This is a genomic window from Enterobacter vonholyi (assembly GCF_008364555.1).
GTDB lineage: Bacteria > Pseudomonadota > Gammaproteobacteria > Enterobacterales > Enterobacteriaceae > Enterobacter > Enterobacter vonholyi.
Genome location: NZ_VTUC01000038.1, coordinates 244,089 through 256,911 on the forward strand (window position 1 = coordinate 244,089; position 12,823 = coordinate 256,911).

The following is a 12,823-nucleotide window of genomic DNA, read 5'->3' on the forward strand; positions in this document are numbered from 1 at the left end:
CGCACTTTTATCATGCTAACCGGCTATAAGTTCGAATCCATCCGGGCCCTGCGCAGCGAAAATGTGATTGCCTGGGAGGTATTGTCCACGGCAAAGCCACACGTCGATCTTGAAGATTACTTTGGCTCGATGTCCTCGACGCAGCGTAAGGCGCACTTCTTTGCGCAGCTTCGTCATGCCATGTTTTGCGAAGAGGGCGACAAGTATTACCTCAATGCGACATCGGATTTACTGCTGGAAACGGACTTCCTCGACAGGCTCAAAGAAGAAACACCCTGCCCGGAGAGACTTGCTATCGAGGTCACCGATCTCCATACGATGGTACAACTCGACGATACGCAAAGCCGGGCGCTGCGGAAATGCATCGCAACGCTACATCAGTGGGGAATAGAAGTGTGGGCAGACGATGTTTGCGAAGACCTTCTTCCCGAACTTTTGACCAGCCAGATCCGCTTCTGCGGCATCAAAATTGACAAACATACCTTCTGGAACGGACGGACCGAGCAGGCAAAGTTTCTGCATCTCACCCGCCAGTGCAAGCGCGTCGCCAGCAAGGTACTGATCGAAGGCATCGAAACCGCGGGTGATTTCGCGCTGGCCCGCGCCAGCGCGGCCGATTACGGCCAGGGCTATCTGTGGGGTAGAAAATGACCCCTTTCATTCTGAATGCTGGTTATCAGGTTATCGTTCTGAGCGGGAATACGTTTTTATGGCTTGGCCTCACTTCGCTGATCTCGACGGCCGTTACCCCTCGCCCGGAGATGTATTGGATCCATGACGTTAATCCGGAAGGGCTTTTGCGCCTGCAGGAACGGCTACTCAATACACACGTTGGAGAGAACTGGCTGGTATTTACGGATGCAGCGCGGGTCTGCGACGTTCACGCCTTCCTGCGCAACGAGCGGGTCCGAGTGGTCGCGGACAACCTCTCTTTTGCGCAGCTAAGCCACTGTTTTAGCGACACGACATTCGCCTTCGAAAACGCCGCCATGCTCTCGTATCAGGAGAGACGGGTTTGCATGTTGCTCCATAAAGGATTCAGTCCGGTTCGCATCGCAAAAATCATGAATAAGTCCCCTAAAACGATCTACACCCACAAGCGTAACGCGATGAACAAATTTTGCTGCCACAGCCTGGCGGAATTCCATCGAAAACTCTGCCTGCTGAACGCTCAGTCATTCGCTTTGTAATTCCACTGTTACTCACGTCAGGAAATAAAATCATGAAAATTTTTCCCACCGTTGCATGTTGTTCCGTTCTCCTGCTTCCTGCTGCTGCGATCGCCGCAGACAGTAGCGCAAGCGCGACGATGCACGTATCACTTGAGGTCGTAAAGTCATGCACCCTAAAAGCCAACGACCTCAACTTCTCACGTCACGGCTCCGATGAGTCGAGCGAAATCCAGGCCAAAACGCAGGTCGATATCGTCTGTACCAACGGTACGCCTTTCACCCTCACCGCCACCAGCAACGACGGGGAAAATGGAACCTTCTGGCTGAAGCCGGAGAACGGCGAAACGGGCGCACAGAAGATTGCGTGGAAACTCTTTGCCGACGAAGGCAAACAGACGCAAATCACCGGCACGAATGGCCTGGACGATACCGGCAACGGTGCGGAACAGGAGGAAACCCTGTATGGCGTCATTGAAGCCGGGGCGCTGACAACCGCCCAGGCAGGTACCTACAGCGACGATATCACGTTAAAACTGGAGTACTGATCGTGCGTCGCTACCTTCCCTGCTTCATTCTGTGGCTCATGATGCTGGCGCTGCTGTCACGCTACGCGCTGGCCGCCACGCTTCAGGTGGCCCCGGTAACGCTCGATCTGCAGAGCGACCAGCGGGCAGCGGCGGTCTATCTCACTAACAGTGGGAAAGCGGCCATCCATGCGCAGATTCGGGTGTACGAATGGACGCAAAAAAACGGTAAAGATGTTCTGGTGAACACCGGGGAGGTGGTCACCAGCCCGGCGATGACATCACTGGCGCCGGGCCAGCAGCAGCTGGTGCGCATTATCGTCATGCAGCCAGGCAACCGTGCAAAGGAGCAAAGTTACCGGCTGGTCATCGACGAACTGCCGGACGCCACGTCCCGCGCCGCCAATCCCACCGCGGTGCACTTCCTGCTGCGCTACTCGATTCCGGTGTTTATTGCCGGGAACCAGAGCGCGCCCGTCAGCCACGATGCCCTGAGCTGTGAGCAGGCAGACATACCGGCCACTCTCCGCTGCTTTAACGCCGGAAACCGCCATATCCGCCTGAGCCACCTTGAGGCCCTGACGGCCGATGGGCAGGTTGTAGGGTCGATTAATGGCCTGGCGGGCTATGTGCTCCCGGGACAAATCGCCCTTTTATCGCTCAAGCAGCCCTCACGACACGCGCTCAGCTCGCTGCGCGTCTATCTCAATGATGACCATCATGCCAGCCAGATACCCCTGCGCCCGCTCGCTTCTCGCGCTCCTGTTTTGGCTACCGCTCATGCTGTCAGCCCGGACTGAACCCGCCGACACCGTACAATGGCTGGCCATTACCGTGAACCACGCCCCGCGAGGCGAGCTGTGGGCCTGCCGGGTGGTGGATAATGCGCTATGGATAAGCCGCAGCGACATGAAAAAGCTGGGGCTTCACGCCCCGGACGATCGCGCAGAGTGGGTTGAGCTGACCTCCCTGCCGGGCCTGAAGGTCAATCTCGACGCGCTGTCCCAGCAGGTGTCGATTACCGCAGAGGCAGAGGCGCTCGAGAGCCAGCAGCATCTGACCGTCTCAAGGCCCACGCCGATGTACCGCTATCCTGATGCGCAGCCCGTCAGCGCCTATACGCTCGGATACGCGCTCTACGCCAGCGACGCGCAGGGGAAGCGCCAGCTTAACGCCCAGACCATGCTGACCGCCTCCGGAGGGCTGCCCGGAACGTTCAGCAGCAGTTTTTCAAGCCATGCCGGGGAGGAAAACAGCGCCGGTCGGCCTACCCACACCCGTCTCGAAACCCGCTGGCAGTGGGACAACACCGACTCGCTGACCACGCTGGCGCTGGGCGACAGCATCACCACCGGCACCCGCTGGAGCCGGCAGGTACGCTTTGGCGGGCTGCACTGGGCACGTAACTTTGAGCTTAATCCCCAGCTCAATACCGAACCGCGTAGCCGCTACAGCGACACGGCCGTGCTGCCTTCCACGGTCGATCTATATATCGACGGACTTAAGCAGAGCAGCCAGCGCGTCACGCCGGGAGACTTTCTGCTGGATACCCTGCCCTCCTTCACCGGCAGCGGGCAGGCGGAGGTGGTGATTACCGATATCAACGGCCAGCGTCGCACCGTACAGCTCGATCTCTACGGCGCGCCGGGCATGCTGGCGGAAGGGCTCAGCAGCGGTTCGCTGGACATCGGCTGGATGCGGGAAAACTACGCCCTGCACTCCGACGACTATGCCGCCTCGCCGCTGCTGGACGCGGGCTGGCGCTATGGGGTGAATAATCACCTGACGCTGGCGCTGCATACGGAGCAGCAGCGCAGGCTGCACAACGTGGGCACGGGCGCTGACTGGCTGGTCTCCCCCGCCGTAGGGGTGGTCAGCCAGCACGTTGCCGTGAGCGACAGCCCTTACGGTCAGGGCGTTCAGTGGGGCCTCGGCTGGCAGTGGAACGGCAGAGGAACGGGCATTTCTGCCAGCACCGTCCATACCGGGGCGGATTTCGCCGACAACGCCCGCATGAGCGGTGCCGCGCCCGTCAGACGCAGCGACAGCGTGTGGGTAAGCCAGTCCATCCCCCACTTTGGCACCGTGGGCGCGGGCTGGGTACAGCAGAACATTCAGGGCAGCACAGAGCGCTACCTCAACGCCTCCTGGTCGGTGTCGCTGCCGGCACACATCTCCACCACGCTGAGCTATACCCGCTCGTTTACGGACGCGTCGAGCCACGTTCAGCTGCTATTTTCCGTCCCATTGGGTCGCGAGGACACGCTCTCCGCTCAGGCCAGCCGGGATACGCCGCGCATGGATTACCGCCACCAGCCGGACGATGAGGCCGGCGGCTGGTCATGGGAGCTGGGCCAGGGCTTTGGCGAACGACGTGAAAGATATGCGGACGTAGGCTATCTGGGCCGAGCGGGCGAATGGCACGTTGGGCTGCAGCAGGGTGCCAGCCAGGGCAACCAGTACGCCTCAGCCGAAGGTAGCCTGACGCTGCTGGACGGCAGCCTGCACGCGCTACGCTACATCCAGCAGGGTATGGCGCTGGTGTCCACGCACGGTATTGGGCACGTACCGGTGATGCTGGAAAACCGCCCGGCCGGTGAAACGGATGAGGACGGTTATCTTCTGCTGACCGACCTGCCGCGCTACCACAACAGCAAAGTCAGCATTAACCCGCTCGATCTGCCCGCCGATGTGATCGCCCCCGTCACCGACATGCATGCCAGACCGGGCAACAGCAGCGCGGTCAAAGTCGATTTTAACGTCCATCACGCCGTCACGGTTCAGGCCCGGCTGGTCGACAGCCGCCGCAGGCCGCTCCCGCTGGGCAGCGTCGTGTCAACGCCGCAGGGTGCCACCATCGTGGGACGCGATGGCTTTATCTGGCTTGAAGATCCGCCCCTGCCGGGTGAACTGGTGGTGAAAACCGGTGAGGGAGAGTGCCGGGTCACGCTTCCGGCGCCGCGCACCGGGTCATCTATACAGAATATCGGAGAACAACTGTGTCATTAAGAGCACCGTTATTATTGCTGCTCGTCCTGTCCGTGAAGGCGATGGCGGCGGCCTGCTGGATAACCTCCATGCCCGCCATTAACTTTGGCAACGTCGTGGCGGGCAATACCACCTCCGTCAACACCGAGGTCAAATTTAGCTGCCAGGCCGACAATGAGGGCAGGACAGAATATCTCAACGTCTGCCTGAGCAGCGTAGACGCCCCGCCCTTTGAGATGATCTCGCCGGGGGATCAGGAGGGGAAACAGTACACCCTCCTCTTCCGCCTGCTGAACGGCGCAGCGCACTCTCAGGAGCTGGGGCCTGCCAGTAGCGGGAACCTGATTCAGCAGACTCTGGCCGCGCAAAGCAATGCCAACGTCAGCGGTACCTTTCCCCTTATCGCTACCATTCCGGCAGGGCAAAGCCAGCTTCCGGCCTACCACTATTACAACTACAACATGAATCTGCGTATCGCCTGGCACAGCGCCCTGCGTCAGGATGCCCTGCAAAACTGCTCGGACGGTTCCGCAGAGGGGGAGCAGGTGCAGGGCGGCACCAGCGCTCAGGCCGAGATCAGCCAGGGATGCTACATCGAGCGCGTGACGCCCCTTAACTTCGGCACCCTGACCAGCACCGCGACCCTGCGTCCGACGCGTTCCACCGCCACCCTCACCACGCGCTGTCCGGCCGGAACCGCGTTCACCCTTGCCATGGGCAAAGGCAACCATGCCAGCGGTAACCAGCGGCAGCTCTGCAACAGCGAGGGCCAGTGCCTGCGCTACGGGCTCTGGCAGGATGAGGCGGCCACGCAACGCTGGGGAGATCGAAGCAGCGGCGATGCGCTGCAGGTCACTAATCCCGCTGGCGGCACCCAGAACTACACCGTTTATGGCGAGGTCCCGGCACAGCCGCTAACCGGTACCGGGGAATTTATTGATGACGTGATTATCACGCTGACTTATTAAACCACCCAAAATCCTGTCTGGATCAATGTTATCGGTAACAGTGGCGTTAAAATAGCCAGCAATGCAGCCCGGAAGGCGTAGACCTTCTCTTTTTATTTTTTATCTCTGTTTTTATTACAACAACTTATGAAATACCTGCTTGCTGACGCCATCGTCTATAACGACGAGGACGGTTCTGTTTCTCTTATCAATGCGCCGGATGAGGATGCGCAGCTCCTCACCTGTACGGCCAATACCATCATGAAGCTGCTGGTTCAGCATCATGGGAACGTGGTTGAACGGGAAACCTTTCTCCAGGAAGTCTGGGATCGGCGAGGGCTCCAGGGATCTAACAACTCCTTAAACCAGTACATCAGCATTCTGCGCAAGATGCTGGCGACCCTGCTTCCCGACGCGCTGCTTATCGTTACCGTACCGAAAACGGGCTTTATGCTCAGCGCAGACGTCACGGTCACCCCGCTGGAGGAGGCCCCGCCGACCGCCGAAACGGCAAAACCTGCATGGCGCGTTCGCCCGGAATGGCTGTTCTGCGGCGCGCTCACGCTGGTCGTCGTTGCGCTATGCCTCTGGATCGCGCTGATCAAGCCAGAAAATTCACAGCGGGAGATCCATCTGCTGACGCATATCGGCACCTGCCCGGTCTACACCTTTACGCCGCTGGCGGATGTATTTCACGGGAAGGCAATAACGCTGGCGCAAACGCTTCAGAAGGACGGCCATCTTCCGTGCCTGAAAAATTCGATTTTCTACATGCACATTCAGAGAACGCTTTTCTACGGCCACGAAGGGCGGCTGGTGCTCTCCCAATGTTCCCTCACGCGGGGTAAAGCCAGCGCCTGTCGTACGCTTTACTATTACGAGTGGTGATATGAGACACAAAAAAGTTTGGCTAATCCTGTTCCTCAACCTGCTGCTGCTGGGCGCCGTGACGGCGTGGTACTTTCACACGCCCCCGCTGTCGGTGGCCTGCGATGGAAACCTGACCTTCTCCGACCGGCGCGGCAGTCACGATTTCACCTTTGACGGTGAGATCATTATGCGTTTTCATCCCGACAAAACGGGGTACATCACGGTTAACGGCAGCGTAGTGAATGCCCCGCGCAGCTGGGAGGTTTCCCGCCAGGAGATGTTTAAATGGCGTCACGTGGAGGGCGAACTGTATGAGATTGCTATTCAAAAAGTGGAGCGTTTTAGCCATGACGCCATGCCGCCCGGGGTCTTTGAAAAATACGTTGCCGGCCTGACGCTGGGCAATAAAAGGCTCCTGACAATAGAGCGCACGCCAGAAGACGCGCTGGTGATCAGCAATTTCTATTCGCCGGTGCTGATCTGCTCGGAATAATGTCGACGGGTCAGGCTATACTTGCCGCCATGACTATTCGCATTCGCCCTACCACCCGCAACGACGTTGCCGCCCTGTCCGCCATTGAACGCGCGGCGGGGGAGCGCTTTCGTGAAGACCCGGAACTCGCCTGGCTTGCCGATGGCGAGGTCATTTCCACTGACCAACACCTCGGCTATGTCGAACGCGGGCTAAGCTGGCTGGCGCTGGCAAACGACCAGCCCGTCGGGTTTATCCTCGCCGAAGCCCATCCGTCATCACTGTTTATTGTCGAACTCTCGGTCGATCTGCACTGGCAGGGAAAAGGGATCGGCAGGCAGCTCATCGCCTGCGTGGCAGACTATGCACGTAAAAGGGGGCTGACAGCGCTGACGTTGACGACGTTCAGGAACGTACCGTGGAATGCGCCGTTCTATGCTCGGCTGGGGTTTGAAAAAATGACGACGCTGACGCCTGAACTGCGTCGGAAAAGGGAAGAAGAGACAGCGCACGGCTTCGCGTATGAAACGCGCTGCGTCATGCGCCTGCCTCTGTAATATCGCCCGGTAGCGCTGCGCTTACCGGGCCTACAAAACCCTGAACCGTAGGCCGGGTAAGGCGCAGCCGCCACCCGGCACAACAAACGGCGTTAGAAGGTTTCCCAGTTATCACCTGCATCAGCGGTAACCGCTTTACGCGCCATCGCCGGTGCTGCAACGGTTTTCGCAGAAGCGAATTCGCGCGCTTTCATCTGCTCCTGCTGAATGCGGAACACCGCCACGGCCTGAGTCAGACGGCTCGCCTGCTCTTCCAGTGCGGCCGCCGCTGCGGCAGATTCCTCAACCAGCGAGGCGTTCTGCTGGGTCACGCGATCCATCTCGGCTACCGCCAGACCCACCTGGTCGATACCGCGGCTCTGCTCGTCAGACGCAGAGGCGATTTCACCCATGATGTCCGTGACGCGTGTTACCGCATTCACGATCTCACCCATGGTTTCACCGGCGCTTTCGACAAGCGTTGAGCCTACTTCCACGCGGCCCACGGAGTCTTCAATCAGGCTCTTGATCTCGCGTGCCGCCTGGGCGCTGCGCTGGGCCAGGTTACGTACTTCACCTGCCACCACCGCAAAACCACGGCCCTGCTCGCCCGCACGCGCCGCTTCTACCGCCGCGTTCAGTGCCAGAATGTTGGTCTGGAAAGCAATGCCGTCGATCACGCTGATAATGTCGGCAATTTTCTGCGAACTGCCCGCGATATCGCGCATGGTCTGCACCACGTTATCCACCACTTTGCCGCCTTTCTGCGCGGTTTCGGAGGCGCTCAGCGCAAGATGGCTTGCCTGACGAGCGTTCTCGGCGTTCTGCTTAACGGTCGCCGTCAGCTGCTCCATGCTGGCAGCGGTCTCTTCCAGGGAAGCGGCCTGCTGTTCAGTACGGGAGGAGAGGTCGTTGTTGCCCATCGCGATTTCACTCGCGCCGCTGTAGATCGCATTCGCGCCGTTACGCACGTCGCCAACGGTACGCACCAGTTCGCCCTGCATATGACGCAGCGAGTCGGCCAGTTCACCCATCTCGTTGGTGCCCTGAACCTCAATGCGCTTCACCAGGTCGCCGCTGGCGATATGGCGAATGTTGTCGATCAGACGATTCAGCGGAGAGATCAGCGTCTGCTTGATGTTCAGCCAGACGGCCACGATCACCACCAGCACGGCAATCAGGACGCTAATCAGCACCCAGATAGCCTGGCTGTAGGAGCTGTTGCTGTCTTCGACCGCCGTCTGATACAGCTTGTCGTTCTGCTGCAGGTAGCTCACATACTGCTTCTCAAAACCGTCCTGATAGCTCTGGGTCGGCTGGTCGAAGAAGGCGTTGATTTTGCCCGCGCCCAGCAGCTGAATCAGCTCCGCCAGCGCGCCGTGGTAAATATCATAGTTACGCTTGATCTCCATGGCATCCGCATCGCTTTGACGCGGATCGCGCGGCAGGGCTTCATAGGCAGCCCAGTTTTTTTCCGCCTGTTTCAGAGACGTAGACGCGATTTGCATCAAATCGTTAACGGTCGCGCCGCTGCCGATATTGCTCTGATCCATCATGTAGCGGATACCCGCACGGTTCAGGGTATTACGGGTTTGCAGCAATGCTACCCAGCTGGCGTTCAGCGTGGATTGTTGCTGGCGAATGGTTTGCAGGACGGTGAAATTCTCTTTGTCATTCTTAAGGGCATTAAAGAAAAGACCACCGGATGTGAGTTGTAAAAGGCCAAATATCGCTAAAACCAGCATTAAGCTGGTGACAATCTTGATACGGTTTAACATGTTTTCTCTTTCCTCAGACAGATACAGAATTTTCGGCCTGGAAAGGGAAAACTTTACGAAAATCATCCTGGAATTTGTGGTTTTTACTCTTCTTCCCGCGCTGCGTTATGCCGGTTTCCGAGTTCAATAAACTCTTCCAGCAGCGCCGTCAGCTGTTTCATCTTCTCCGGCGTGTATTCCGCCTCGATCTGCTGATACGCCTCTTCGACCTGCGCCTGGGCGTGTTCATACAGCGCATTTCCCTCTTTGGTCAGCGATACGTACAGCTTGCGCTGGTCGTTCACCGGCTTTAAGCGCAGCACCAGGCCGTCGCGCTCCATCCGCGTCAGGATGCCGGTCAGGCTGGGACGCAGGATGCAGGTGCGAAACGCCAGATCGTGAAAATCCATCGACGGATGTTCAGCCAGCACGCGCACAATCCGCCACTGCTGCTCGGTCAGGTTATGGCGCTTCACGATGGGGCGGAAATAGGACATCGCCGCTTCCCGCGCCTGCAGCAGCGCGATGGTTAATGAATCATGCATAGCGTCTCCCCCTCACATCATTAACAAGTAAACAATCACTAAAAGATGTTTTTATAAACAACGCGTTTTCCGTCAAAAAGTCTAACAGAAACCCGTCAATTTTATTAACTCTATGATTTAAATATTAATAAAGTCCAACATGTAAATTTATTGTTATTCATATCACAAATTTTTCACTTCTGATTGCGAAATAAACAGCAAAAGCATAAAACCAGATCATTAACATATTAATGAAATCCAAACCGGACATCCGGCCTGAGGAGTATGTGAATGAAAGGTACCGTTTTTGCCGTCGCCCTCAACCATCAAAGCCAGCGTGAAGCCTGGCGTGAGGCCTTTGAAAAAGTCCCCTACAACACGCCGCCGAAAACAGCGGTGTGGTTTATCAAACCGCATAACACGGTGATCCGCGCGGGCGAGCCGATCCCCTTCCCGCAGGGTGAAACGGTGCTGAGCGGTGCCACGGTGGCTCTGGTCGTGGGCAAAACCGCCAGCAAGGTGCGCGTGGAGGACGCCGCGGAGTACATCGCCGGATATGCGCTCGCCAACGAGGTGAGCCTGCCGGAAGAGAGCTTCTACCGCCCTGCCATCAAGGCGAAATGCCGTGACGGATTTTGCCCGCTCGGTGAGATGGTCGCCGTTGGTAACGTGGATAACCTGACCATCATCACCGAGATCAACGGCCGCGAAGCGGACCACTGGAACACGGCCGACCTTCAGCGTAACGCAGCCGAACTGCTGAGCGCCCTGAGCGAGTTCGCTACCCTCAATCCCGGCGATGCGATATTGCTCGGTACCCCGCAAAGCCGCGTTGAGATCCGTCCGGGCGATCGGGTGCGTATTCTGGCGGCAGGTTTTCCGCCGCTGGAAAACCCAGTGGTAGATGAACGCGACGTCGCTCACACGCACCGCACGCCGCCGCACGCCACGCTGTTTGCCCTCGGTCTGAACTATGCCGATCACGCCAGCGAGCTGGACTTCACGCCGCCAACCGAGCCGCTGGTATTTATCAAAGCGCCAAACACCTTCAACGGCGACGGCCAGACGTCGGTGCGCCCGAACAATATCGAATACATGCATTACGAAGCGGAGCTGGTGGTGGTCATCGGTAAAACCGCGCGTAAGGTCAACGAAGCCGAGGCGATGGACTATGTTGCGGGCTATACGGTCTGCAACGACTACGCCATCCGCGACTACCTGGAAAACTACTACCGCCCGAACCTGCGGGTAAAAAGCCGCGACGGGCTAACGCCCATTTCCCCCCACATCATGCCGAAAGCAGCGATTCCCGACCCGCACAATCTCGCCCTGCGCACCTTCGTCAACGGCGAGCTGCGCCAGGAAGGCACCACGGCGGATCTGATCTTCAGCATCCCGTACCTGATTGCGTACCTGAGCGATTTTATGACCCTGCAGCCTGGCGACATGATCGCCACCGGCACGCCGAAGGGGCTGTCCGACGTGGTGCCGGGCGATGAGGTGGTGGTGGAAGTGGAGGGCGTGGGACGCCTGGTGAACCGAATTGTCAGCGAGGAGACTGCAAAATGAAAAAGATTAACCACTGGATCAACGGTAAAAACGTTGCCGGAAGCGAGTACTTCCACACCACCAACCCGGCTTCCGGCGAGGTGCTGGCAGAAGTCGCCTCCGGCGGTGAAGCTGAAATTCACCAGGCCGTTGCCGCCGCCAAGGAGGCGTTTCCGAAGTGGGCCAACCTGCCGATGAAGGAGCGCGCGCGCCTGATGCGTCGTCTGGGCGATCTGATCGACCAGAACGTGCCGGAGATCGCCGCCATGGAAACCGCCGATACCGGGCTGCCGATCCACCAGACCAAAAACGTGCTCATTCCGCGCGCCTCGCACAACTTCGAGTTCTTCGCCGAGGTGTGCCAGCAGATGAACGGTAAAACCTACCCGGTCGACGACAAGATGCTCAACTACACCCTGGTGCAGCCGGTGGGCGTCTGCGCGCTGGTGTCGCCGTGGAACGTGCCGTTCATGACCGCCACCTGGAAGGTCGCGCCGTGCCTCGCCTTAGGTAATACCGCGGTGCTGAAGATGTCTGAACTCTCCCCGCTGACCGCTGACCGCTTGGGCGAGCTGGCCCTCGAAGCGGGCATTCCGGCGGGCGTTCTGAACGTGGTGCAGGGCTATGGCGCGACGGCAGGCGACGCGCTGGTGCGTCATCACGACGTGCGCGCGGTCTCCTTCACCGGCGGCACCGCCACCGGGCGCAACATCATGAAAAACGCAGGGCTGAAGAAGTACTCCATGGAGCTGGGCGGCAAATCCCCGGTGCTGATTTTTGAAGATGCCGACATCGAGCGCGCGCTGGACGCCGCCCTGTTCACCATCTTCTCGATCAACGGCGAGCGCTGCACCGCGGGCTCGCGCATCTTTATCCAGCAGAGCATCTACCCGGAATTCGTCAAGCGCTTTGCCGAGCGCGCCAACCGCCTGCGCGTGGGCGACCCGACCGATCCGAACACCCAGATTGGCGCGCTCATCAGCAAGCAGCACTGGGAAAAAGTCTCCGGCTATATCCGCCTCGGAATTGAAGAGGGCGCAACCCTGCTGGCGGGCGGCCCGGACAAACCGACCGACCTGCCTGCGCACCTGAAGGGCGGCAATTTCCTGCGCCCGACCGTGCTGGCGGACGTCGACAACCGCATGCGCGTGGCGCAGGAGGAGATCTTCGGGCCGGTGGCCTGCCTGCTGCCGTTCAAGGACGAAGCGGAAGGTCTGCGCCTGGCGAACGACGTGGAGTACGGCCTGGCGTCGTACATCTGGACCCAGGACGTCAGCAAGGTGCTGCGTCTGGCGCGCAGCATTGAAGCGGGCATGGTGTTCGTCAACACCCAGAACGTGCGCGACCTGCGCCAGCCGTTTGGCGGCGTGAAGGCCTCCGGCACCGGCCGCGAGGGCGGCGAGTACAGCTTCGAGGTATTCGCGGAGATGAAGAACGTCTGCATCTCTATGGGCGACCATCCGATTCCAAAGTGGGGGATCTGAG

Annotated in this window: 13 protein-coding genes; 11 read left to right on the forward strand and 2 right to left on the reverse strand. The window is 59.0% G+C overall.

Annotation, left to right across the window (positions count from 1 at the left end):
• The first annotated feature begins 12 nt into the window (after positions 1–12).
• From F0319_RS21810 to F0319_RS21850, 9 genes are all read left to right on the forward strand, one after another.
• Complete coding sequence (locus tag F0319_RS21810; RefSeq protein ID WP_149367753.1) at positions 13–651, forward strand: EAL domain-containing protein; 639 nt, start codon at positions 13–15, stop codon at positions 649–651.
• A complete protein-coding gene (locus F0319_RS21815) occupies positions 648–1,190 on the forward strand; it encodes a helix-turn-helix transcriptional regulator (protein WP_149367754.1) in 543 nt (180 codons plus the stop codon). The genes F0319_RS21810 and F0319_RS21815 overlap by 4 nt, the downstream gene beginning before the upstream one ends.
• Positions 1,191–1,222: 32 nt before the next feature.
• Positions 1,223–1,717 (forward strand): Csu type fimbrial protein, encoded by a 495-nt coding sequence (locus F0319_RS21820; protein WP_149367755.1) that lies wholly within the window; start codon positions 1,223–1,225, stop codon positions 1,715–1,717.
• Between the two features lie 2 nt (positions 1,718–1,719).
• Positions 1,720–2,496: a fimbrial biogenesis chaperone gene (locus F0319_RS21825; protein WP_149367756.1), complete on the forward strand. Its 777-nt coding sequence runs from the start codon at positions 1,720–1,722 to the stop codon at positions 2,494–2,496.
• The gene (locus tag F0319_RS21830; RefSeq protein WP_240168127.1) at positions 2,417–4,705 is read left to right on the forward strand and encodes a fimbria/pilus outer membrane usher protein; all 2,289 of its coding nucleotides are present in this window, start codon (positions 2,417–2,419) and stop codon (positions 4,703–4,705) included. Before F0319_RS21825 ends, F0319_RS21830 begins: the two co-directional genes overlap by 80 nt.
• Positions 4,696–5,652 carry a Csu type fimbrial protein gene (locus F0319_RS21835; RefSeq protein ID WP_115876530.1) on the forward strand — a complete coding sequence of 319 codons (957 nt, stop codon included), beginning with the start codon at positions 4,696–4,698 and terminating at the stop codon, positions 5,650–5,652. The genes F0319_RS21830 and F0319_RS21835 overlap by 10 nt, the downstream gene beginning before the upstream one ends.
• A 126-nt stretch (positions 5,653–5,778) precedes the next feature.
• The gene (locus F0319_RS21840; protein WP_149367757.1) at positions 5,779–6,519 is read left to right on the forward strand and encodes a winged helix-turn-helix domain-containing protein; all 741 of its coding nucleotides are present in this window, start codon (positions 5,779–5,781) and stop codon (positions 6,517–6,519) included.
• A 1-nt stretch (position 6,520) separates the two neighbouring features.
• Entirely contained in the window at positions 6,521–6,994 is a 474-nt protein-coding gene (locus F0319_RS21845; RefSeq protein WP_149367758.1) for a hypothetical protein, read from the forward strand.
• A 29-nt stretch (positions 6,995–7,023) separates the two neighbouring features.
• On the forward strand, positions 7,024–7,530 hold the full coding sequence (locus F0319_RS21850; protein ID WP_149367759.1) for a GNAT family N-acetyltransferase: 507 nt from the start codon (positions 7,024–7,026) through the stop codon (positions 7,528–7,530).
• A gap of 92 nt (positions 7,531–7,622) precedes the next feature.
• On the opposite strand, the gene tsr is transcribed toward F0319_RS21850, so the two are convergent.
• Complete coding sequence (tsr, locus tag F0319_RS21855; RefSeq protein WP_149367760.1) at positions 7,623–9,287, reverse strand: methyl-accepting chemotaxis protein; 1,665 nt, start codon at positions 9,285–9,287, stop codon at positions 7,623–7,625.
• An 83-nt stretch (positions 9,288–9,370) separates the two neighbouring features.
• Positions 9,371–9,811: a homoprotocatechuate degradation operon regulator HpaR gene (gene hpaR, locus F0319_RS21860; RefSeq protein WP_023334396.1), complete on the reverse strand. Its 441-nt coding sequence runs from the start codon at positions 9,809–9,811 to the stop codon at positions 9,371–9,373.
• 270 nt (positions 9,812–10,081) lie between these two features.
• Between hpaR and hpaG the strand changes: the two genes are divergently transcribed.
• Complete coding sequence (gene hpaG, locus F0319_RS21865; RefSeq protein WP_149367761.1) at positions 10,082–11,359, forward strand: 4-hydroxyphenylacetate degradation bifunctional isomerase/decarboxylase; 1,278 nt, start codon at positions 10,082–10,084, stop codon at positions 11,357–11,359.
• The gene (gene hpaE / locus F0319_RS21870; protein ID WP_149367762.1) at positions 11,356–12,822 is read left to right on the forward strand and encodes a 5-carboxymethyl-2-hydroxymuconate semialdehyde dehydrogenase; all 1,467 of its coding nucleotides are present in this window, start codon (positions 11,356–11,358) and stop codon (positions 12,820–12,822) included. The genes hpaG and hpaE overlap by 4 nt, the downstream gene beginning before the upstream one ends.
• Position 12,823 lies beyond the last annotated feature (1 nt).